The organism is Leptospira venezuelensis (assembly GCF_002150035.1).
Taxonomy (GTDB): domain Bacteria; phylum Spirochaetota; class Leptospiria; order Leptospirales; family Leptospiraceae; genus Leptospira_B; species Leptospira_B venezuelensis.
Window position 1 is genome coordinate 617,408 of record NZ_NETS01000008.1, and the last position, 22,692, is coordinate 640,099.

At 37.3% G+C, this 22,692-nt stretch carries 22 protein-coding genes; 18 read left to right on the forward strand and 4 right to left on the reverse strand.

The annotated features are described in order from the left end of the window. Window positions 1–45 precede the first annotated feature (45 nt). The 11 genes from pstC (at window position 46) to B1C82_RS06980 (ending at window position 10,925) form a co-directional block, all read left to right on the forward strand. The gene (gene pstC, locus B1C82_RS06930; protein ID WP_086446856.1) at window positions 46–1,128 is read left to right on the forward strand and encodes a phosphate ABC transporter permease subunit PstC; all 1,083 of its coding nucleotides are present in this window, start codon (window positions 46–48) and stop codon (window positions 1,126–1,128) included. A gap of 24 nt (window positions 1,129–1,152) precedes the next feature. Beyond that, a complete protein-coding gene (gene pstA / locus B1C82_RS06935; protein WP_086446857.1) occupies window positions 1,153–2,097 on the forward strand; it encodes a phosphate ABC transporter permease PstA in 945 nt (314 codons plus the stop codon). Between the two features lie 34 nt (window positions 2,098–2,131). Beyond that, window positions 2,132–2,896 (forward strand): phosphate ABC transporter ATP-binding protein PstB, encoded by a 765-nt coding sequence (pstB, locus tag B1C82_RS06940; RefSeq protein ID WP_086446858.1) that lies wholly within the window; start codon window positions 2,132–2,134, stop codon window positions 2,894–2,896. Window positions 2,897–2,993: 97 nt separating this feature from the next. Next, window positions 2,994–3,539 carry a hypothetical protein gene (locus tag B1C82_RS06945; protein WP_086446924.1) on the forward strand — a complete coding sequence of 182 codons (546 nt, stop codon included), beginning with the start codon at window positions 2,994–2,996 and terminating at the stop codon, window positions 3,537–3,539. Then, window positions 3,539–4,615 (forward strand): ATP-grasp domain-containing protein, encoded by a 1,077-nt coding sequence (locus B1C82_RS06950; protein WP_086446859.1) that lies wholly within the window; start codon window positions 3,539–3,541, stop codon window positions 4,613–4,615. Before B1C82_RS06945 ends, B1C82_RS06950 begins: the two co-directional genes overlap by 1 nt. A gap of 78 nt (window positions 4,616–4,693) precedes the next feature. Next, window positions 4,694–5,908, forward strand: a complete 1,215-nt coding sequence (locus tag B1C82_RS06955) for an adenylate/guanylate cyclase domain-containing protein (RefSeq protein WP_086446860.1) — start codon at window positions 4,694–4,696, stop codon at window positions 5,906–5,908. A gap of 58 nt (window positions 5,909–5,966) precedes the next feature. Continuing rightward, the gene (locus B1C82_RS06960; RefSeq protein ID WP_086446861.1) at window positions 5,967–7,376 is read left to right on the forward strand and encodes an MBOAT family O-acyltransferase; all 1,410 of its coding nucleotides are present in this window, start codon (window positions 5,967–5,969) and stop codon (window positions 7,374–7,376) included. Window positions 7,377–7,504: 128 nt separating this feature from the next. Further along, window positions 7,505–8,251: a hypothetical protein gene (locus B1C82_RS06965; RefSeq protein ID WP_234008501.1), complete on the forward strand. Its 747-nt coding sequence runs from the start codon at window positions 7,505–7,507 to the stop codon at window positions 8,249–8,251. A gap of 156 nt (window positions 8,252–8,407) precedes the next feature. Next, complete coding sequence (locus tag B1C82_RS06970) at window positions 8,408–9,235, forward strand: MetQ/NlpA family ABC transporter substrate-binding protein (RefSeq protein WP_086446863.1); 828 nt, start codon at window positions 8,408–8,410, stop codon at window positions 9,233–9,235. Continuing rightward, complete coding sequence (locus B1C82_RS06975; RefSeq protein ID WP_086446864.1) at window positions 9,214–10,254, forward strand: methionine ABC transporter ATP-binding protein; 1,041 nt, start codon at window positions 9,214–9,216, stop codon at window positions 10,252–10,254. The genes B1C82_RS06970 and B1C82_RS06975 overlap by 22 nt, the downstream gene beginning before the upstream one ends. Then, a complete protein-coding gene (locus B1C82_RS06980; RefSeq protein ID WP_086446865.1) occupies window positions 10,251–10,925 on the forward strand; it encodes a methionine ABC transporter permease in 675 nt (224 codons plus the stop codon). The genes B1C82_RS06975 and B1C82_RS06980 overlap by 4 nt, the downstream gene beginning before the upstream one ends. A 100-nt stretch (window positions 10,926–11,025) precedes the next feature. Here the strand turns inward: B1C82_RS06980 and B1C82_RS06985 are convergent, their stop codons facing one another. Then, window positions 11,026–12,024 carry a hypothetical protein gene (locus tag B1C82_RS06985; protein ID WP_086446866.1) on the reverse strand — a complete coding sequence of 333 codons (999 nt, stop codon included), beginning with the start codon at window positions 12,022–12,024 and terminating at the stop codon, window positions 11,026–11,028. A 231-nt stretch (window positions 12,025–12,255) separates the two neighbouring features. Between B1C82_RS06985 and B1C82_RS06990 the strand changes: the two genes are divergently transcribed. After that, on the forward strand, window positions 12,256–12,903 hold the full coding sequence (locus tag B1C82_RS06990) for a beta-class carbonic anhydrase (RefSeq protein ID WP_234008502.1): 648 nt from the start codon (window positions 12,256–12,258) through the stop codon (window positions 12,901–12,903). A gap of 70 nt (window positions 12,904–12,973) precedes the next feature. On the opposite strand, the gene B1C82_RS06995 is transcribed toward B1C82_RS06990, so the two are convergent. After that, on the reverse strand, window positions 12,974–14,323 hold the full coding sequence (locus tag B1C82_RS06995) for a hypothetical protein (protein WP_086446868.1): 1,350 nt from the start codon (window positions 14,321–14,323) through the stop codon (window positions 12,974–12,976). 164 nt (window positions 14,324–14,487) lie between these two features. Between B1C82_RS06995 and B1C82_RS07000 the strand changes: the two genes are divergently transcribed. Next, window positions 14,488–14,832 (forward strand): ArsR/SmtB family transcription factor, encoded by a 345-nt coding sequence (locus tag B1C82_RS07000; RefSeq protein WP_086446869.1) that lies wholly within the window; start codon window positions 14,488–14,490, stop codon window positions 14,830–14,832. A gap of 8 nt (window positions 14,833–14,840) precedes the next feature. On the opposite strand, the gene B1C82_RS07005 is transcribed toward B1C82_RS07000, so the two are convergent. Continuing rightward, window positions 14,841–15,797 carry an NAD-dependent epimerase/dehydratase family protein gene (locus B1C82_RS07005; RefSeq protein WP_086446870.1) on the reverse strand — a complete coding sequence of 319 codons (957 nt, stop codon included), beginning with the start codon at window positions 15,795–15,797 and terminating at the stop codon, window positions 14,841–14,843. Window positions 15,798–15,921: 124 nt separating this feature from the next. On the opposite strand from B1C82_RS07005, the gene B1C82_RS07010 reads away from it, so the two are divergent. After that, window positions 15,922–16,863 carry an LA_2444/LA_4059 family outer membrane protein gene (locus tag B1C82_RS07010; RefSeq protein ID WP_086446871.1) on the forward strand — a complete coding sequence of 314 codons (942 nt, stop codon included), beginning with the start codon at window positions 15,922–15,924 and terminating at the stop codon, window positions 16,861–16,863. Window positions 16,864–16,929: 66 nt separating this feature from the next. After that, window positions 16,930–18,906, forward strand: coding sequence for a sensor histidine kinase (locus B1C82_RS07015; protein WP_086446872.1), 1,977 nt, complete (start codon window positions 16,930–16,932; stop codon window positions 18,904–18,906). Here the strand turns inward: B1C82_RS07015 and B1C82_RS07020 are convergent. Then, on the reverse strand, window positions 18,903–20,342 hold the full coding sequence (locus tag B1C82_RS07020; protein WP_086446873.1) for a RecQ family ATP-dependent DNA helicase: 1,440 nt from the start codon (window positions 20,340–20,342) through the stop codon (window positions 18,903–18,905). The two genes, B1C82_RS07015 and B1C82_RS07020, sit on opposite strands and share 4 nt — an antisense overlap. Window positions 20,343–20,494: 152 nt before the next feature. Between B1C82_RS07020 and B1C82_RS07025 the strand changes: the two genes are divergently transcribed. From B1C82_RS07025 to B1C82_RS07035, 3 genes are all read left to right on the forward strand, one after another. Further along, window positions 20,495–20,818, forward strand: a complete 324-nt coding sequence (locus B1C82_RS07025) for a DUF2834 domain-containing protein (protein WP_086446874.1) — start codon at window positions 20,495–20,497, stop codon at window positions 20,816–20,818. A gap of 173 nt (window positions 20,819–20,991) precedes the next feature. Next, window positions 20,992–21,927 (forward strand): ABC transporter ATP-binding protein, encoded by a 936-nt coding sequence (locus tag B1C82_RS07030; protein ID WP_086446875.1) that lies wholly within the window; start codon window positions 20,992–20,994, stop codon window positions 21,925–21,927. Further along, on the forward strand, window positions 21,924–22,685 hold the full coding sequence (locus B1C82_RS07035; protein ID WP_086446876.1) for an ABC transporter permease: 762 nt from the start codon (window positions 21,924–21,926) through the stop codon (window positions 22,683–22,685). The genes B1C82_RS07030 and B1C82_RS07035 overlap by 4 nt, the downstream gene beginning before the upstream one ends. Window positions 22,686–22,692 lie beyond the last annotated feature (7 nt).

Sequence of the window (22,692 nt, forward strand, 5' to 3'; positions counted from 1 at the left end):
CCTCATAATGGGGGCCGTTCTTAAATCCAGAATTCGGAATATTCAATGAGCAAACTCGATCCTCTGCTGAGATATCTATTACATCCGAGCAGAAGAAAAGTAGACGTTTTCGCGGAAACTTTAGTAAAAGGAACCGCTGCAACTTCCATCCTTATCATTCTTCTTATTTTTTTCTTTGTCTTTAGAGAAGCTTCTGCCCTATTCTTCTCAAATTCTCCGCAAGCCACCTCTACTGTTCAAAGTTCCGGATCCCCAACGGAATACAATCCTGACTCCAGCTCGGATGCTCCTGCAGAGTATAATCCTGATGGAGATACTTTAGAATTAAATAAACCTGTTGCGGTTTCTACCCCGGAGCCTGAAAAACTTTCTCTATTCGAAAATCTTTTCAGCAAGATTTGGCAGCCTGTATCTTCTGTTCCTAAGTTTGGTATTCTACCTTTGATTGTAGGAACTGCAAAAACTACAATTGTAGCGATATTACTTGGAGCGCCTTTGGCTATTTTGGCCGCGTTGAACATTACGTTTTTTGTATCTGCAAGAGTACGAGAGATAGTAAAGCCGGCAATCGAGATGCTTGCAAACTTTCCTTCCGTTGTGATTGGATTTTTCTGTCTGATGGATGTTGCTACATTAGTAAAGGCTACATTTGATATAGATTTCAGATTGAATGCTCTGACCGGAGGGATCGGTCTTGCGATCGCAGTCACTCCAATCATATTTACGGTTGCAGAAGATGCACTAAGCACAGTCCCTCAATCTTATAGACAAGCATCTTTAGCATTAGGTGCTACTGAATGGCAAACCGCTTATAGAGTTATGCTTCCTGCTGCATTGCCTGGTGTATTTGCTGCGGTACTTTTGGGGATCGGAAGAGCCTTTGGAGAGACTATGATTGCTCTTATGGCTACCGGTAATGCCCCTATGATGAGTTTCGGAATTTTTGATCCGAGTAGGACATTTGCCGCTACGATCGGTGCGGAAATGGGAGAGGTTATCTGGGGATCAGAACATTATAATATTTTGTTCTTCCTGGGAGTTCTTCTGTTCCTATTCACTTTTTCCTTGAACGCAATCACTGAGCTGTATGTAAAAAAGCGGCTTATGAAAAAGTTCCAAGGCTCCTAAACAAACAAGATTTGGTAAACCTCTTTGAAATGGAAAAAAGTCAGACTTAAAAAAAGAAGAGTCGTCCAAGATAAAATTTATTCTATATTAGCCTTAGGAGCTCCTATGCTCGCTACAGGACTGATTTTATCAGCAGTTCTTCTCATGTTGGGAAATATATTCTATAAAGGAATTTCAGGCGTTAACTGGGAATTTCTGACAGAAGCCCCTAAAAATAATAACTTAGAAGGTGGAATATTTCCTGCAATCTACGGAACAGTATATTTAGTTTTTATAATGATCCTATTCAGTATTCCGATCGGTACTGCTACAGGCATCTTTCTTTCTGAATACACAGCAAGAGATTCTAAGTTCGCAATGACCGTAAGATTCGCGATCAATACCTTGGCAGGAGTTCCTTCCATCGTATTCGGTCTATTCGGTGTAGGATTTTTCATCCAATTTCTAGGGAAAGGAATGGATTATGTTGCAAATAACACCACTCCGGTTTGGGGAAAACCGGCTTTGATCTGGGCTGCAGCTACTCTTGCAATTCTAACCTTACCGGTAGTCATTATCTCTGTAGAAGAAACAATGAGAAGTATCCCAAGAGAAATGAGAGAAGCCAGTTTAGCGTTAGGCGCTACCAAATGGCAGACCATCTGGAAATTGGTCCTACCGAATTCCTTAACAGGAATTTTGACAGGAGCAATTCTTGCCATCGGAAGAGGAGCAGGAGAAGTGGCTCCGATCTTATTCGTAGGAGTTGTATATTCCTTACCGGAATTACCTTCTCATCTTTCGGATCAGTTCATGCAATTAGGTTACCATTTATTCGTGCTGGCAACCCAATCACCCGATGTGGACGCAGCAATGCCGAAACAATATGCAACCACTGTAGTGTTACTAACTCTTACTTTCGGAATGAGCTTTTTCGCCACATTCTTACGATACAGAATCAGGAAATCAAGAGGCAAAGCCCATGTATAACGTTTTTATTGGAGATGCGAGGAGTTAATCGCAGATGAAAGATACAAAAGTAAAAATAAAATCCCGCCATTTCAATTTTTTCTACGGTGAGAACCAGGCATTACATGATATCTCCTTAGAGATCCATGCGAAGAAGGTCACTGCATTCATAGGACCTTCCGGCTGTGGTAAATCCACTTTTTTAAGATCTATCAATCGTATGAATGATGTGATAGATAGTTCTAAAGTGAATGGCAAACTGGAAATAGATGGGATCAATATTTATGATCCTCTAATGAATGTTGTGGAACTTAGAAAAAGAGTCGGAATGGTTTTCCAAAAATCATTCCCTTTTCCTAAATCTATTTATGAAAATATCGCCTACGGACTCAAACTGAATGGTAAGGTTTCTAAAGATGAGATGGACCATATTGTTGAAGAAAGTTTGAGAAAGTCCGCACTCTGGAAAGAAGTTAAAGACAGATTGAATGATAGTGCCCTCGGACTTTCCGGCGGCCAACAACAAAGGTTATGTATTGCTAGAGCTATCGCAATGAATCCTGAAGTTATCCTAATGGATGAACCTTGCTCTGCATTAGATCCGATCTCTACTAAAAAAGTAGAAGAGTTCATTTCAGAATTTAAGGATTCTTATACAATAGTGATCGTTACCCATAATATGCAACAGGCTGCTAGGGTAAGTGATTATACCGGTTTCTTCTATATGGGTCGTTTGGTGGAATTCGACACTACCAAAAAGATGTTCCATGATCCTTCTAAAAAGGAAACAGAGGATTATATCTCCGGAAAATTCGGTTGATATCAAATCGAATATTCCTCTGAAAATGCCTGCTTTCTGCAGGCATTTTTTTATGCTATTCTGTAACCAAAACTATAAATCTTCGAAGTTTCCCTCAATGAGGCAGACGAAATCAGACTTAACCGATTCACTCGAGATTATTTTTTCGAGATTCGCGGACCTACTCCTTAGGATCTCAGAAAAAAGTTATACTCGTCCATTACATCTATTATCAGGTGTAAGCATTGGCAAACAGGTTCGCCATTGTTTGGAATTTGCAGAAGCAGTAATAAATGGATATGATACGGGGCTTGTTTCTTATGATCAAAGGGAAAGAAATCCTCTTTATGAAAATTCTCCTAAAGCAGCTGCAGATCGCCTTCTTGAATTAATAAAAGAATACGATCTAAGAGATTGGGAAGGAGAAGTCCAAGTTTCTTACTTAGTCCATTCTTCTTCCGGGATAGAGAATATAGTAAGGTCCTCTTGGGAAAGAGAATTACTTTATGTGCAAGAACATACAATTCATCATGAAGCGATTATTAGAGTAGCTCTCGAACATGATCTCGGGTTTGAAGATATTCCGGAAAGTTTTGGGTTTGCAATTTCCACTCTGCAATATAATTCAAATCAGCTAATTCTATCCTGGGATCCAGTTATCTAATGTTAGAAACTCAGACAGAACAAGATCTTCTCAAGAAATCAGATCCTATGGAATTCTGGCCCACTTGGAAATTGTATCTACCTCTGATCCCGTATATTGCATTTGAATCAATTCGTTCTATTCGACCAGGTTCACTTTCTTCTTTAGGCTTTGGAACAATTGCTGCCGCAAATCCCGATATCCCTTTAGGAGGGCTTGTAGGAGAATCAAAATATCAAATTTTACAAAAACTAAATTCTAAGCATGTACTAAAATTCTTTTCAGTCTCCAAAGGTTCTAAAGATATAAATACTATTTTAGAAAAAATGAATTCTCTAGGACTCGATTTTCCCATCATACTCAAACCTGATTCGGGGCAAAGAGGACAAGGAGTCAGAAAAGTCCAAAGTCCTGAACATTTGGAAGAATGTTTACAAGAATCAAATGTAGATCTTCTGATCCAAGAATATCATCCTGGTCCGTTCGAAGTCGGAGTTTTTTATTATAGATATCCGAATGAATCCAAAGGCAGAATATTCTCTATCACCAGAAAAGTATTTCCGAAATTGACTGGAAATGGAATATCAACTCTTTCTCAATTGGTAGAAAACCATCCCAGATTCAAAATACAGAAAAAAACATTTCAAAAAAGATTTTCCGAAACTTGGGAGAAGGTCCCTACTTTAGGAGAGATCATTTGCCTCTCGGAAGCAGGGAATCATTGCCAAGGAACCTTATTTCTGGACGGATCGGAATGGATCACTCCTGAGTTAGAAGATAAGATCCACGAGATTTCATCAACCTTTAAAGGTTTCTATTTTGGCAGATACGATATTCGATTTTCTTCTCTAAAAGATTTTTTGGAGGGAAAGGATCTCAATATAGTAGAATTAAACGGAGTCACCTCTGAATCCACAAACATATACGACCCCAGATTTTCGTTTAAAGAAAGATACTCCATACTATTCTCCCAGTGGAAGATACTCTTCCAAATTTCCAGACAATCAAAAGCAAAAGGTTCTGGCCTTTTCTCTATCCTGAAAGCTTTGTATATTTTTTATTTCGGGGATAGGATCGTGTCCGATCTTTCCAGTTGAAGCTTGCATTTTTTTCCGAAATATGAAAGGTTTATCCCTGCTCTAAAAATTTAAACTTCTCAAATCACGGAAAATTTTATGAAACAAAGGCTCTTACAGCTTATCTATTTGATCTTCGGAGATCCCAAAAGGAACTCTTTAGAGCACAGATTATTTAATGCAATTTCCCTGGTAAATGGAAGCCTAAATATCCTTGGATCTATCTTCGAAGAGACAACTGAATATTCTCACCGTGTAATTTTTCTGAATTTAATCTCCGGTTCGATTCTGCTCCTAATGTATTATTTTTCCAGATTTAGAAATATCTACTATGTTCTATTCTGGCCTCTAAATCTAACAATACTTGTTTATTTATCTTCTCTTTGGTTCTTACACGGAGGCTCAAACGGAGGAAATCATTATTACTTTATTCCTGCACTCGTAATCGCGACTATCCTTTTAAAAAATCATAATATCTTTTTCATTTACGCGTTCTATGCTTTCGTAACAGGTTTCTTATATATATTCGAATATCTTTATCCTAATTTTATTGTACCTCAAAAAGATAGAGATTCTGAATATATGGACCTGGGAGGAAATTACATCTTCGTCCAAATCCTGACGGGTATACTGATCTTTATACTCAGCAGGAACCTGAATATAGAAAGAAAAAAATCGGACAATCTTCTTCGAAACATCCTTCCCGAATCGATCGCTGACGAATTAAAAATGAATGATACGGTTCAGCCGAAACGTTATGATAGTGTAACTGTATTATTTACGGATATGGCAGGCTTCACTCAGATTGCAGAAAAGATGAGCCCAGAAGAATTAGTGAAGGAACTCCATTTTTTCTTCGCGGAATTTGATAAGATCGCGAAAAAATACGGTTTAGAGAAGATCAAAACGATCGGTGACGCCTATATGGCCGTTGCAGGACTTCCTACTCCAAATCATACTCACGCAAGAGATGCAGTTTTCTGTGGGTTGGAATTCCAACAATTCATGAAAAATCAAAAAATAGAAAGGCAGAACCAAGGTCTCCCAACCTGGGAATTACGCTTGGGCATCCATACAGGTAGCGTAGTTGCGGGAGTGATCGGCACTGAAAAATTTGCTTATGATATCTGGGGAGATACAGTCAACACAGCAAGTCGAATGGAAAGTTCAGGAGTCGCTGGAGAAGTGAATATCTCCTTAGATACATTCCATTATATAAGGGAAGATTTTATCTGCGAGTCCAGAGGATTGATAAAAGCTAAGAACAAGGGAGAGATCGAGATGTTTTTAGTAAAAGGGCCAAGGGAAGCATAATAGGTTCTTGACCTAAAGGTTCCAGGAAAGAATTTGAACCAGTCAGATTTTCTTTCCTATGAATTTTAATAGTTTTGGATTTTTCGTTTTCCTATTAATTACCTTTACTCTTTACTACCTTCCATTTCTAAAAAGATTTCAACTTTTAACAGTTGTGGGCGCCAGCTTTTATTTTTATGCCTACACCGATCCTTGGCTGCTCATTCTCTTATTATTCTCCATCTTTTGGAACGCAAGTATTGTATATCTGATCCAGACCCCGGACTTTAAATCTAAAAAAGCAGTTCTCTCCTTAGGAATAGTTTTAAACCTAAGTGTATTATTTTTCTTTAAATATAGTGGTTTATTCGCCAAAACATTTATAGGAAGCTCTGGTCCTTCTGGCCTACATTGGATTTTTCTAATACCTCTTCCGATTGGTATTTCTTTTTACACTTTCCATGGGATAAGCATGGTGGTGGATTTTTACAGGATCGGCCCAGAAATTTTTAAAGAGAAGGTCCCCTACCCTAAGCTGATTTTACAATCTTCTCTCTATATTAATTTTTTTCCTCAATTGGTTGCAGGTCCTATCGTTAAGGCAAAGGAATTTTTTCCGCAGATTAAGACCAAGGATTTCAAGGGGATTCCTTGGATCCAAGCTGCGAAGATCCTAATACTTGGGTATTTTTTAAAAACTGTGATCGCAGACAATCTGAATGACCTTACATTCGTAATCGATTTTCCTTATAATGCACATCACTCTACCTTAACCTTAGTACTTTTGATTTTTGGTTATTCAGCTCAGATCTTTGCTGATTTTGCAGGATATTCTTTGATCGCGATCGGAACTGCATTCTTATTCGGCTATAGACTTCCAACCAATTTCAATTTTCCTTATATATCTTCTAACTTTTCCGAATTCTGGAGAAGATGGCATATCTCTCTTTCTACCTGGCTCAGAGATTATTTGTATATTCCTTTGGGCGGAAATAGAAAAGGAAACTTCAGAACTTATATAAATCTATTTTTGGTTATGGCCTTAGGCGGTCTTTGGCATGGAGCAGAATGGAGATATATGGTCTGGGGAATAGGCCACGGACTTTTATTATTAATAGAAAGATTTTTGGATCAAAATATCCCTTTTAAACTTCCAGAGAATCGATTTTTCTCCTTTGTAAAAGCCGGATTCGTATTCTTGAGTGTGTCGCTTCTTTGGTTATTATTCCGATTACCTGATTTTGAAACAGTAGTGAAATATTTAAAATTATTAGGTACAAATTTGAGTTTGGGGACAGACTGGGAACTTTGTATATTTTTAATATTCTTTTCAATTCCTGTATTCTTCTATCATTTTTATGGATGGTATAAGGAGAAGTATTCTGAAGAAACTATGGAGAAAGTTTCTATTATCGGTTATGCATTCTTGCTATTTATGATCGTTCTGAACAAAGGGCCTTCCGCCGCATTTATCTATTTTCAGTTTTAATTATGAAATTTTTTATCAGACTTATTATTTTCTTCCTTAGCTTCTTAGGACTGTATTCGGGATTCATACACTTTTTTTCTCCTCAGAAAATCCCAAAACAGAGTTGGTGGCAGCACAACAGAGTCCGTGTGGAAACTTTTTTAACAGAAGGCAAGGATTCTAAATTTGTGATCGTTGGATCTTCCATGTCGGATAGAATGTTGCCAAAAGCAAACTCAGGATGGTTTAATCTTTCCTTAGTGGGAGAAGGAGCTCTAACTGGACTATCTATATTAAAACATTCGGATACTTCTCCGAAATTTGTGCTGATTGAAATTAACCAACTTTCAGTTAAAGAAAATGAAAAATTCTCTCAGGAAAATACTGATCCATTTTTTGTCTTTACTAGAAGAAATTTCCCTGTTCTTAGATCCGAAAAACAGCCATTGAACTATGCTGTAGGATACGTGATCCAATTTACGGATCGGTTTTTTGCCCCAGAAACAAAACCTGAACCAAAGAAAGAAAAAGAAGCTCTCGAAATTTCTAAAAGATTAAAAGAAGAACATCTACAAGAAGTAAAACGTTGGTACAGTGCTGCTGTAGAGCAGAAAAAGTTAAATGATAGAATGACGTATCTATCTTCTATGCTAATAGAATTGGAAGCGAAAGGCATACGACCGATATTTTTCGAAATGCCAATGCATCCTGAAATTTTAGTCTCCGCAAAAGAGACCAGAACCCGAGAGACCGTTCAGAAAAACTTTCCTCCTTCTCAATACCTCTGGTTTATTGATAACAAAGATATCTACGAAGACAGCGACGCACTTCACCTGGTATATCCTGAAGCAGACAGATTCTTATCTAAATTGAAAGAATACGCAGAATCCTTATAGTAGGGAGTTCCTACCTCTAAATTTAAGCTTTATGACGCATATCCAGGGCCTTGGGTTATATTAAACACTTTATTCAATATAGCAGATTTTTCTACTTTCCAGGAAGAGTAGATTTGAAAATCCTTGGACTAGTCAATTCCGACAAAAGGTGAATTCATGAGTCGAAAGTTATTTATCCTATTACTGGCCCTTCTTCCTTTCTTTGTAAGCTGCGGAAAAAAAGAAGCCCCCAATCTCCCAGGTGATAGAAAAAATCTGAAGATCGGGATTTGCCCCGGGCCTTACGGTGACCTTTTGAAAAAAGGTGTCTTTCCTGATTTAGAGAAGAAGGGATACAAGATCGAGATTGTTCAGTTCAGCGATTATATCCAACCTAATTTAGCACTGGCTTCCGGTGATATAGATGCAAATTTATTCCAACATCTTCCTTATCTGAAAAAATTTACTGCGGATAAAAATCTAAAGTTAAGTGCCATTATCAATATTCCCACAGCTCCCATGTCTGTGTTTGCAGGAAAAACTAAAAACCCCAAAGATATAAAAGAGAAGGCATCAATTGCTCTTCCAAACGATCCTACGAACTTGCTAAGAGCTTTGAAACTTTTCCAAGAATTAGGTTTTATTAAAGTAAATCCGGATGCACTTCCGACTAAAGCCTCTTTGAGTGATATCACAGAGAATAAAAAACAGATCCAATTTTTACCTTTAGAAGCGGCTCAACTTCCTAGATCATTAGAAAGTACAGACTTCTCTGCAATCAACGGAAATTTCGCACTCGCTTCCGGTTTGGATCTGACAAAAGCAGTGATCTTAGAAAAACTGGCAGAAGAGCATAAAAACATAATCGTGGTTCGCGAAGCAGAAAAAGATAGTATATTCGCTAAAGACATTATTGAAGCAGTAAAGTCTGAAAACTTTGAAACGGTTGTAGACAAAGATTTTAAGGGATTCCAAAAGCCGGAATGGTTCGGGAAACGGAAATAAAAGAGAACTCACAAACTATATTAGAATTTCGGAACGTTTTCAAAACGTTCCCGAAATCTATTCATCCTTCCATTGAGGATATCTCCTTAAAAATAGATAAGGGAGAAATTTTCGGCATCATAGGAACCACTGGAGCCGGAAAAAGCACCTTACTTAGATTTGCAAATCTACTGGAAACTCCTGACTCAGGTCAGGTATTCTTTGAATCTAAGGACATTTCTCATTTAAATGGAGAAGCACTCAGATATCATAGATCCAAAGTGGGGATGGTATTCCAACAATCCCATCTTGTATTAAATCGAAAAGTTTTCGATAATATAGCGCTTCCATTAAAAGCATCTGGTTGGAAGAAAGAAGAGATTCGCACCAGAGTAATTGAACTTCTTTCCTTGATCGGACTCGAAGACAAAATAGATTCATATCCGAATCAACTTAGTGGTGGGCAAAAACAAAGGGTCGGTATTGCAAGAGCTATCGCAAATCACCCTACTTTACTCTTATGCGACGAACCAACTTCTGCATTGGACCCAGAAACCACTCGTTCTATTTTAGGATTATTAAAAGATATTCATAAAAAATTTTCGATCACTATCCTAATCGTTACCCATGAAATGAATGTTGTTAGAGAGATCTGCAATTCTGTAGCAGTATTAGAAAAAGGCAAATTAATAGAAACAGGTTCCGTATATTCTTTATTCGCTGATCCTTCTCAAGAAATCACAAAAAAGCTCACAGGTCATACATTCACGAATTCAATTCCGGAAGAGACCTTGGCAAGAACAGAAGGCAGAATACTAAGAATAGTTTTAAAGAATGAGATTGCTACAGAGCCTGTTCTGGGAAAAGTAATCCGTGCCACAAATCAGGTCCCGAATATCATTTATAGTAAAATTGAATACATTTCAGGTAAACCAATCGGAATTTTCTATTTAGAGACAGATCCTTTGGATGAAAGCACAGATACTCTCAGAGCCGCATTCGTCAGATACGGCGCCACAGTGGAGGAAGTTTTCCGATGAATTTTTCTAAATGGATAGAATTATACCCGGAACTAATCAATGCATTCGGACAAACATTCCTAATGCTTGGAATTTCCTTATCTTCCGCGTTGTTATTTGGAATACCATTAGGTTTTCTGATCTATCTCACTGATAAAAAACTTTTTATACCAAATAGATTCTTTCACGTAATACTCGGAGTATTGGCTAACTTAGTACGTTCGATCCCATTCGTTATATTACTAGTAGCATTGATCCCACTTACTCAGGCATTAATAGGAACCACTATCGGCCCACTCGCTGCCTCTGTTCCCCTTTCAGTTGCGGCAATTCCATTCTTAGCTAGATTAGTAGAAACATCTCTTAGAGAAATTCCGGAGGGAGTTTTAGAAGCAGCAGTTTCCACTGGCGCAAAACTCTCTCTAATCATCAAAGAAGTTTTGATACCGGAAGCATTGCCAGGGATCCACTCAGCAATTACAGTTACAACCATTAGCTTATTAGGATATTCTGCAATGGCGGGTATTGTGGGAGGTGGAGGGATAGGAGATCTTGCGATCCGATTCGGATATTACAGATATGAAGACGATATCATGTTTGCGACAGTTTTTGTTCTGATCGGCTTAGTCCAAACATTCCAATGGATTGGAGATAAGGCCCGCAAAAGTAGTGATAAAAGAGTCTCTCATTAATCTTTAACTTGAGAGTAAGTTTCAAAATTTATAAATAAGCGAGAACATTCGTTTTATTTAAAGTATGTTTTAGTCTGAAAGGCTAAAGATACTTGAAGTATTATTTATTTTCTAGTTCGTCAGGTTTTATCTCTTTTAGAAGTTTCACCAATTGTTTTGTTGTATGAGAAGTCCACTCGGGAGTTAAATTGTCTTCTTCGCCGATCACAATATCTTTTTTCCAATAAAGCCATCTAGTCTCTCCTGACCTTTTCCAGCCAACTACAGTCGCTTTCTTTCCTGTAGGCATATTCGGAAAATATAAAACTCTTTTGCTCGATTCTGTATATATACCCATAATCGAACGAATATCTTTAAATATTAGTAAAAACGATGGCCTATCATCGAATTTCTTTTTTAATATTTCCTCTTCAAAAACATTCAGATAAAGTGAAACGATCGGAGAAAACCGTAAGAATCGATCACAATTGATCCAACCAAAATTATAAATAAAAAGTCCCGTCCATTGCGTTACAGAAATTGGTCCTTCACTTTCTCTAGATGCGTTAGTTGCTTGCGCTTTTGTCTTATCCGGTACAAAGGAAAGATCAGAATTCCAACTAAGACTATCGTTCGTCCAATCTAAACTTCCGTCCTCTTTCTTCTTCCCATAAAAAATCTCATAGCCTGGTTCTAAAGGATTCTTAAATTCTACACTTACAGGACTTCTATTATTAATCCGAGCTTTTTGGCCTTCGGACGAATATACTTCTAAGCGGATCATTCCTTTAGTCTCTATAGATTTTTCTCCGCTCGTAGTGCTTAATCCGGATAACAAAATATCTGAATTGGAATAATATTCAGAAAGTTCTACTCGAACTTCCCCCGCCAATGGTTTTCCATTTTCTCCCAGAAGGGAACCGGAAGGAAAATGTAAAATCGTTCCTTCTTCTCCTTTTACATTAGAATCTTTACCCGCGTCGATAAAGAAGACCTGAGTTTCTTTATACCGGGATGAAAATAGAAATTCATCTCGATCTTTCTTAAAAATTTTTTGAAGGCTTGAACAATTTAGCACTAGTATGGATAAATAAGTTAATAGAAATATTTTTTTGATCATGGATTCAAAACTTCTGTCTTGCCATTTATACCTAACCCGCTGATCATTCGGACAAGCTTATCTGAATTTTTTTCGGGAAGCTAATTTCTGCTTCGCAGACCTCCTTTCTACCCAACCTAAAAATTCTAATACGCGATAAGCGCTATCGACTACTCCTACTGCACAAAATACTGGCCTTCTTCTTAATCATTTATACAGTCTTGCTGTGTTTTTCGCCTTTCTGAGGTAAAATTGGAAGAAATATCCGCTATTACAGATATTATTTCCAGCATGTCAAACTCAACATTACAAAAAGAAACTAGTAAAGTGCATGAAGAAGTCCTAGAAGCGAACCGGAAATACGTTTCTGAGTTCGGTAAAAAGGGAGAATTAGCTCTTCCCCCTGCCAGAAGTTTTACGATCCTTACCTGCATGGATGCTCGTTTGGATCCGGCTAAGTATGCTGGTCTTTCGGAAGGAGATGCTCACGTTATACGAAACGCTGGAGGAAGAGCCAGTGACGATGCGATCCGATCTCTTATTATCTCCCATAAACTTTTAGGCACGAAAGAATTTTTCGTGATCCATCACTCGGACTGCGGAATGGCTTTAATTACAGACCAAATCATTCGCAACCTTTTGGAAAAAAGTTTAAAAACCGCAACTGTGGATTCCAGCGGATGGAAGAATAAAGAAGAATCCGGAGGATCGGATGAAGCAAGGTTTATCTCTTTTCTAACATTTGAAAGTCTTGAAAAAAGTGTGATAGATGATGTAAAAAGAATTAGAAACCACCCTTTAATCCCTAAGGATATTCCTGTTTATGGATACTTCTATGATGTGAAAACTGGAAAACTTGTGGAAGTGGAAGAAGCAACCAAAATTGGAAGAGCTTCTTGATCTTAGAAAAAAGATAACCGGAAGAAAATTAGATTCTCAATTTCTAATATTCTCTTCCGGTTTTTATTTTTTAGATCCTTATAGAATATCCGAAGGACCAGATAATACTATGAAGAGGGATCTTTTGCTCCAAGTGTTTATTCACGAGCGCTTGTTTTACATTAGGGTCCAATCCTGAATTTTGGATGGAACTTAAGATAAAATCATTCACCAGTCCATAACCTTTGGATGGATCAATAGTCAATCCATCATTAGAATTTCCTGTCAAAGGGCCTACCCAGTTCATCCCTGGAACAGTTCCGACCGTTTGACCTCCTACATTGTTTGCATAATAATAATTATTATCGATCATATAAGTATTCGGTCTATAAACATCAGTGAGCGAAAAGGAGAATCCCAAATACTTTACTGTTAGCTTATAATCAATATTCTTAAATCCGGACCTTCTATCTATATTATCATTATAGTATTGGTATCCGAAATCGATTCCGGGCTGGATCTTAAAATTTTCAGTGATCTCATATTCATGAAATACTGAAAATCTATGAAAAGTTGTACCATTAAATGCGTTGGTAGGATATCCAGATTCCAGGTCTTTCTCCCCCGCGATACTGGAACCACCAATTCTTTCGGAAGTCACTCTCACATTATAAGTATAAGTAGGATGGATATAGTTTAGCACAGGCAATGCCCAGCCGAAAGTAAAAAGCCCTAGAGCAAAACTCGGTTGATTGTTTGCATAATAGATCCAACCTGCATTCCAGTCTCCTAAACGATTGGTGGACCATTTATAATTGAGAAGAGTAGCAAGACCTTCTCTCAACCCGTTAGGCTCCTTTCTCAATCTGTTTGTATTCGGATCTTCTGCAACTTTGTCCATCTCAACACCTGATCCGTACGGATGTGATTGAAAAACTCCGTCCACATCTCTGTTTGTTCTCCCAGTTAAAGGGGAATAGTCTCTAATGATCAGTTGTAAACCTTCCACAGGAGTCGGAATGTTTACCATTGTATCCAGGATCAAAGACTTAGGCACTTCTGAATAATGAAGACCTCCTCTTCTATCAAAAGCGTTTCCAAATAAACTGTTACCATTGATGAACACGTCATTGGTTAAGGCTTGTGTCCAAATCAGATCATAATTTCTTTTTGGAGGGATCTGTTTTTGTTCCTTCAATTCTTGGAGAATGTTTTCAGCTTGGATACTTGCGACTTCGGACTTAGAAATCCTCACCGGGATAGAATCTTCCAAACTAAAAATATAATATTCTTCCGCTTCCTTCTCCAATTTCAGATTTTTAAGGACTTTTCCGGATTTCAGCCTCACCTCATCTCCCCAAATAGGAGTGATCAAAAAGAAGGAAAACAGCAAAATTGGCAAACTTTGGTAGGTTTTCTGAATCGACCTAAGTATTTTCATAGGAGTCTCCTTAGTCCCGTTTGCGCAATCTTTAGGTTTTAAGGCAAAACGGGGCATTTCCCATTAGTTCAATAATATTTGAACTTTAAAACTTAGAAAGTGCTTGTCAATCTTTTGTTCAAATATTATTGAACTTAATAAGGAGTATTGGAAAAAAAGTTCCGATGTCTAAACAGCCAACTCATCCCAATTTAGATCAGATAGAATTGAACTCTATATTCGAGGCGGTAAGTGATCCAATCCGCAGGAAGATATTATTGGATCTTTCAGAAAAGGGCGAATCGAATTGTTCTACCTTTCTAGTCTATGCCCCGAAAACAAATCTTTCATACCATATGGGGAAATTAAGGGACGCAGGGATGATCTTCACTCGATATGAAGGAACTCAGAGATTTTCTATCATCCGTAAGGACGATCTGGAAAAAAAATTCCCAGGTCTACTCGACACAATTCTAAAAAGTGCAAAGATAGAAAGTGATAAAGAAGAAGTCTCCGAGATCAAAGTCTAACACCAGACTTAACCTTTCATTAATTGTAAACCTTGCGCTACGTTAACCACAGGTTTATATCCTAATTCTTTTTTAGCCTTATCGATACGGATCGTACATTCTTTTCCCATAATATCCACCGGGAATCTCATCATTGGAGGTTCTTTACGAATTCCGAATATTCTCCAGATGCCTTCCACAATCATTGCTAAAAATCCAGCAAGTGCAGAAGGAATTGATGCTTGGGGAAGTTCAATCCCTTGAGTTTGCATCATCTCCGTTAGAAATGTTTTAACCGTTTTATCTTCATCATCGGTGATGAAGTATATTTGACCTGGTACACCCTTGGTTAAAGCGAGTTCGGTTGCATGAACTAAATTTGGAATGCAGGTCACCGAAGTTTTTGCTCTTCCTCCATCTAACCACATAAATTTTCCTTCTGACACCATCTTTTTGAGTACAGGAAGAACGGAAGTATCTCCCGGGCCCCAAACTAGTCTTGGTCTCAATGCAATTGTTTCAAAACCAGGACGATTAGCGGAAACCACCCTTCTCTCTGCTTCTCCTTTGCTGCGGCTATAATAGTAAGGAGTTTGTTTAGGATAAGGATAAGTCTCATCTATTTGGACCATATCCTGTCCGTGAAATAGAGCTGCCTCTGTTCCCATATGTATAAATCGTTTAACTCCAGCTTTTTGAGAAGCTTCCAATAGCCGAGTTGTTCCTTCTACGTTTCCTTTCCAAAAATCTTGGTAACTGCCCCATGGACCAACAAACGCAGCACAATGTATTACGATATCTATTCCGGCTAAGTCTTGTGCGTTAATGGACTCTAAACTTCCACTCACTATTTCAAAACCTTGCTTCGCTAAGGCAGAGTCCGTCTTAGCAGATCTGGACAATACTTTTACCTTATGTTTCTCTTTTAGATGACGAGCGATCGCTCCGCCTACAAATCCGGAAGCCCCAGTGATGAATAAATTCATATATTCTCCAGGAACCTATTCTTAAATGGAAAGTTTTGGAAGTATACTAGAAAAACTGAAAGTCGTTGACCTTTTATAGTTTTAAAAAGAGAATTCTACTTATTCTTTTTAGGTGCAGAAGAATATGGATCTTTTTCAAAAATATAATATTTTTATTCTATTAAATCTATTCTTAATTTCGAATTTGCAGGCTTCAGAAGAAATTCAAAAAAACGGAACTTCTGAAAAGAAAAAACAAAAATTCGAATTATTATTAAAAAGACAAACTTATAGTTTTGTTCCCTATAATTTTACTTCTTACTCCGAAAAAACGACTCCTAATGAATCCATAGAAACAAGCCATCTGCAACAAAACCAAAAAGTATTAGTCCCTGCAGTATTCAGTTATGAAAATTACGAAAAAAATTATAGAGCTGAGATCTCTTATTATGAGGTGGAATTGGTAAATCCGAATTCAAACGTGATCCGGTCCAACCCAAGCGGCATATCAGCGGAAAGATTTTATTATTCCCCTTTGGCAAGATCAGAGTTTGAAGCAAATTTTTATAAGATCATTTCCCCGACACAAAACTGGAATTTATATTTAGGTGGAGGACTTCGTAATATCAATAAGTACACCTACGGCAAATACATGTTAGACGGTGCTTTCCAGGAATATTTTTATACCTATGGACCTCAGGTTTCTATCCAATCTTCCTACCAATTTATGGAGAATTTTTCCGCCAATCTAAGTCTGGATGTTTTTTATACAGAAGGAACCAGATTTTTTAAGACCCCAATTCTTTCTCCGGATACTCTGGTTTTTACAAATGGAAGCGCTGGAACCAAAGGGATTTTTAGAGGTTACGAGTCCGAAATTTCTCTCCAATATAAATTTCATGAGAACATGAAATTTCATTTGGGGTACAACCAAATATATTCTTACTTTAGTTATCTACACTTTGATCAATTGAACCTGAGCTATAATATATCTTCGCCTTCTTCGATCTCGATCAGCAACGGATCAAAATCAGGAAACTATGAGATTTTAAGAGGATTCTTCTTAGGGTTTTCAGTCTTTTTTTAAAATCATCATTCTGCAAATTTCTATACAGGTTTTTGGCGAGGAATAAACTGGAGACCAGATATTAGAATGAGGCCATTTGTCTTTCATTTACTAGTTCTCTTGGTTTTTATGGGATGTTCTCAGAAAACCGAGGTTTATTCTCCACAAGCAAAAGACGGAATTTTAGATCTTAGAAATTGGGATAGAGATCGGTTCTCTACAGTTTCTTTAGACGGAGATTGGGAATTTGCAGATGGAGTTATAGCTCCTGAATCCTTTGCAAAAGATGGATTCATCCCTGTTCCTGGTTCCTGGAACTCATTTACAAAAAACGGCAAAATACATGAGGGAGAAGGTGTAGGCACTTACAAACTCAAAGTTTTACTGGATAAGCCAGTAAAAGATCTATCTTTCCAAATTGGAGATATATCAACAGCATTCAAACTTTTCCTAAATGGAAAGCTGCTCATCGAAAATGGAAAAGTTGGAAATTCGAGATCAGAAATGATCCCCTCTTATAAACATCCAATAGTTCTAATAAATGAAGAAACAAAAGAGTTAGAACTCACGTTACAAATATCAAATTTTTATCATATAACCGGCGGGCTTCGCAAATCCATTAAACTTGGAAATACATTAGCAGTATTCGAAGAGAAGAAGAGACAGATCGCGCTTGGATGGGTAGTCTTTGGCGCAACATTTTTCATGGGCCTTTATCATTTAATCTTATTTTTAATGAGAAGAGTGGATAAATCTGCACTTTGGTTCGGATTGTTCTGTATTGATCTAAGTGTCAGAGGATTTTTCACTGGATCAGTTTTTATATACGAAGTTACACCAGATTCTTTCTGGGTCTTTATCCACAAACTGGATATTTTGACTTTCGTTTTAGCTCTCCCCCTATTTTCCGTTTTTCTAAAAGCAGTATTTCCTGATGAAAAGTTCCACTATTATTTTAATAATATATTCATAATTGTTAGCCTGGCATTTTTTATCTTAGTTCTTGCACTTCCTTCCACGGAATACATGAACTATATTAGGATATTCCAAGGTTTCGTAGGAGTAAGCATAATTTATTTTTTTATAATGATTGCACTCTGTATTTTTAGAAGGAGAGAAGGTGCCATTTTATTCGCAGTTGGTTCCTTGATCTTGTTCCTAACCACATTAAACGATATTTTAAACCAAAGTTTGATCATAAAGGCTGAATATTTAGCAAGCTGGGGGCTTCTCGCATTCTTATTTTCTCAAACAGTAATGTTATCCATCAGATTTTCAAATGCATTCGTAAGATTAGAAGAACTACAAAAATCTCTGGAACAAAAAGTAACAGAAAGAACTAAACAATTAGCTGAAGCAAAACATCTCGCAGAAGAAGCAAACTCACTTAAGGACACATTCTTATCCTTAGTGACACACGATCTAAGATCACCTATCACAACAGTGATAGGTATCCTGCATTTGATTCGAAACGACTACAAACAATTGGATGATGAATCCCTATTAGAATGGATCGATAGAGCAGAATATACTTCTTCTCAGTCTTTAGAAATGATCGCGACACTTTTAGATCTTAACAGACTTAAATCCGGTTCTTTTCCCTTAGATAATAGTTTGATTTATGTATATCCAGAAGTAGAAGGAGTATTAGCAAAACTTCTTCCTCAAGCAGAAGCAAAAAAGATCCAGATCATAAATCAGATCCCAGACGATGTAAAATTAAACGTAGATCGAACCCTATTTTCCGAAATCTTTATAAACTTAATTTCGAATTCCATAAAGTTCTGCAAAGAGAATGATAAGATTAGTATAGGATTTTCTAATGAGAAGAATGATCCGGAATTTTTCGTTGAAGACACTGGGGTCGGTATGCCAAAAGATATGATCCCAAATCTATTCTTAACAGAAATCAAATCCACTCGATTAGGAACTAAAAACGAATCGGGAACAGGTTTAGGCCTGCCTTTAGTTTATAGCATCATAAAAGCATATAATGGAAAAATTTCGGTCGAATCTGAAGAGAAAAAAGGAAGCAAATTTACTTTTAGCATTCCTAGAGTTTAGGAATTTCTGGAACAAATATCACAATTTTCGCAAGTATGGAATGTGGCACCAAAATATTCGTATAAGAACTCTCTTCTGCATTTTTCTGACTTTAAATACATCAGCATCTGATATAACCGATTCAAACTCGCCTTTTTTCGTTCTTCCAAAACTTTAGGATCTGTTAAAATTTGCGGTAACTCCCCGCGCAAAACAAGAGACTTTCTCTCCAAATCTCCGGAAGTCACTCCATGTCTTTCAAAAAGATTGAGAACTGTTTGTAAACGGTGGTCTCCGCGATTTTTATGCACCACCATCGCCTGCAATTCTTCATGCTCAAGAGAGGACAATTTTTCGCCTACAGACTTAAAGACACGATGAACTCGGATCATAAAATTCTCATCCGGATTCTGCCATTCAATAAAATCCATAAGAACAGATAAGTCGTCTTGGTTATAAAATAGAAGACAATCAGAAGGATTGCCATCTCGTCCTGCTCTTCCTATCTCCTGGTAATAAGATTCCAAAGAAGAAGGTAGTTCTGCATGAATGATGGTACGAATATTCGCCTTATCAACGCCCATCCCGAATGCATTCGTTGCTAAAAGCAAAGTATCTTTAGAATTTAGAAAATCATTTTGTATTTTTCTTCTCTTATCTGAGGGCAATAATCCATGATACACTCGATACCGGATCTTCTCTATATCCAAAAGTTCTGAAAAAGTTTCTATATTTTTGATTAGGTTAAAATATACGATAGTATTCCCTTTCAGATTTTTCAGATAAGAGATCAATTCTTTAGTTTTAGAGGAAGAATCTACAAAAGTCCTAACTTCCAAATAAAGATTTGGTCTCGAAATACCTTCATTATAAACCTCGACTTGCGACTCGGATAAACCGATCTGCTTTATTATATCTTTTTGGATCTCTTTCGTTGCCGTAGCTGTTAAAGCAATGACCCTGGGATATTTTAAGATCTTTCTAAATTCTGAAATTTTAGTATAGTCGGGTCTAAAATCATGCCCCCATTGACTGATACAATGTGCCTCATCTACGACTAATAAAGAAACTTTTCGAGTTTTGAATATTTCCAAAAAATGAAATTTACGGAATCTTTCCGGAGAAACATAAAGAATTTTGTATTTTCCATTCTTTAAGTTTTCATAACGAAGATTACGCTCCTTTTTAGATATAGAAGAATTTACGAATTCTGCATCTATTCCTAAAGATTTTAGTTTATCCACTTGATCCTGCATAAGTGCAATCAATGGAGAAATTACAACAGTCAATTCTTCCAAGGCTAATGCGGGTAATTGGTAACATAAAGATTTACCCATCCCAGTGGGCATGATCACTAGGCAATTCTTGCCTTTTAAAACATCTCTGATAATTTTTTCTTGAGAGGATCTGAATTCAGAGACTCCGAACTTTTCTTTTAATTCATTTAGATCGAACATTCGGACAGTTCCTTTTTGGATCTGATCCAGTTTTTGCCAATCCGGTTTTTAATTTTCTTTTGGAGACTTTTTCGTCCCACAGCTAAATTTCACTGGCCTTCTTTATAAAAATCCTTACTCTTTGCCATTAAACTTTTAACTAAGAGAACAAAATGAATCTTTTAACATTTCGAAATCTTCTGATTTTCCTAGGATCTGTGTTTACCGCAGGCTTTCTTTATTTAGTGCTACCTCCTTTATCACAAAACTTTGATGTGATCGGCGCGTTTTTAGGAGGATTCGTTAATCCATTTTCAAGTGCGTATGCATTAGATATTATTTTTACTTGGCTTGTTCTAGCCGCTTGGATCATATACGATGCAAAAACAAAAGGAATCAAAAATGGATGGATTGCACTTTTACTTGGAGTGGTTCCCGGTGTAGCCGTAGGAGCAGCCTATTATATTTATCTTAGAGAGAAACAGGGCCGTAATTGATTTTTTCTCAGCATTTGTAGGAGTTCCAACATTCGGTTTCCTTTTGCTGGAAACCGACCTACTTCCATCGGTCTAGAAAACAATTCTATCTTCTAAAATTGGTGTGGGCCAATCCAATCTTGTTTTGTATTTTGGATAATCTCACAATTTATTGAACGGTTTGAAGGAATCGTATGAACTCCAACTCTCCCATTGTTTCCATCCAAAACCTCTCCAAATCCTATTCAAATGGATTCCAGGCTTTAAAAAATATAAACTTGGATATTGAAAAAGGAGAGATCATTGCTCTTTTAGGTCCGAATGGCGCCGGAAAAACTACTTTGATTTCCATTATCTGCGGGATAGTAAATCCAAGTTCTGGTTCCGTTTCCGTAGGTGGTTATGATATTATCAAGGATTATAGAAAGACCAGATCTATGATCGGTCTTGTTCCGCAAGAGCTTACTGTTCATGCATTTGAATCCGTTTTGACAACTACGAATTTTAGTAGAGGTTTATTCGGAAAATCACCTAACAAAGAATATATCGAAGAACTTTTAAAGTCCCTTTCTCTTATAGAGAAAAAGGACCAGATGATCATGACCTTATCTGGCGGAATGAAAAGAAGGGTCTTAATCGCAAAAGCATTATCTCATGAACCCTTGGTTCTATTTTTAGATGAGCCTACCGCTGGTGTCGATGTAGAACTTAGAAAAGATATGTGGAATGTAGTGAGAGCACTTAGAGACAAAGGAGTGACAATTATTCTCACAACACATTATATAGAAGAAGCAGAAGAGATCGCTGACAGAGTCGGCATCATGAACAAGGGAGAATTGGTCCTAGTAGAAAAGAAAACCGAGCTAATGCATAAGCTCGGGAAAAAACAGATCTTGTTAGATCTAGTTTCGCCCATCCAAAGTTTGCCTAATAATTTTAACGGCTATGAACTTGAATTAAAGAACGAAGGGAGACAATTATTGTATACCTACGATGGTCAGGAAAAACAAACCGGGATAGCAAGCTTTTTGGAACAATTGAAAAAATCCGGAATAGAATTCAGAGACCTGAATACGACCCAAAGCAGTTTGGAAGAAATTTTCGTACAATTAGTGAAGGAATCCAAATGAATCTGAACGCAATCAAAGCCATCTATTTTTTCGAAATGGCAAGAACAAGAAGAACCTTGATGCAAAGTATTGCGTCACCCGTTCTTTCTACTTCTTTGTATTTTATCGTTTTCGGTTCTGCGATCGGCTCCAGGATCCAAGAGGTAAATGGAGTGTCCTATGGTTCTTTTATAGTACCTGGGCTTGTTATGCTTTCCTTATTAACTGAAAGTATCTCCAATGCTTCCTTCGGGATCTATTTCCCTAAATTTACCGGAACCATTTACGAAATTTTATCCGCCCCTGTTTCCAGCATGGAAGCAGTAATCGGTTTCGTTGGAGCTGCAGCAACCAAGTCTTTGATCTTAGGATCCATCATGCTTGCAACAGCTTCTTTATTTGTGGAAATAAAGATCGCCCACCCACTCTTAATGGTGTTCTTCCTAATACTCACCTGCATTTCTTTTAGTCTATTTGGATTTATTATAGGTATTTGGGCTGATAATTTCGAAAAACTGCAAGTAATCCCAATGCTTGTGATCACTCCTTTAGTCTTTCTGGGGGGAAGTTTCTATTCAGCAAATATGCTCCCTCCTTTCTGGCAAACTGTAACTTTATTCAATCCAATCCTTTATCTGGTAAGTGGATTTAGATGGAGCTTTTACGAAATCGGAGATGTAAGTCTTGAAATAAGCTTAGCGATGATCTCTCTCTTCCTAGTTTCTTGCCTATGCGTTGTAGCTTGGATGTTTAAGACTGGGTATCATATTAAAAAATAATAATATT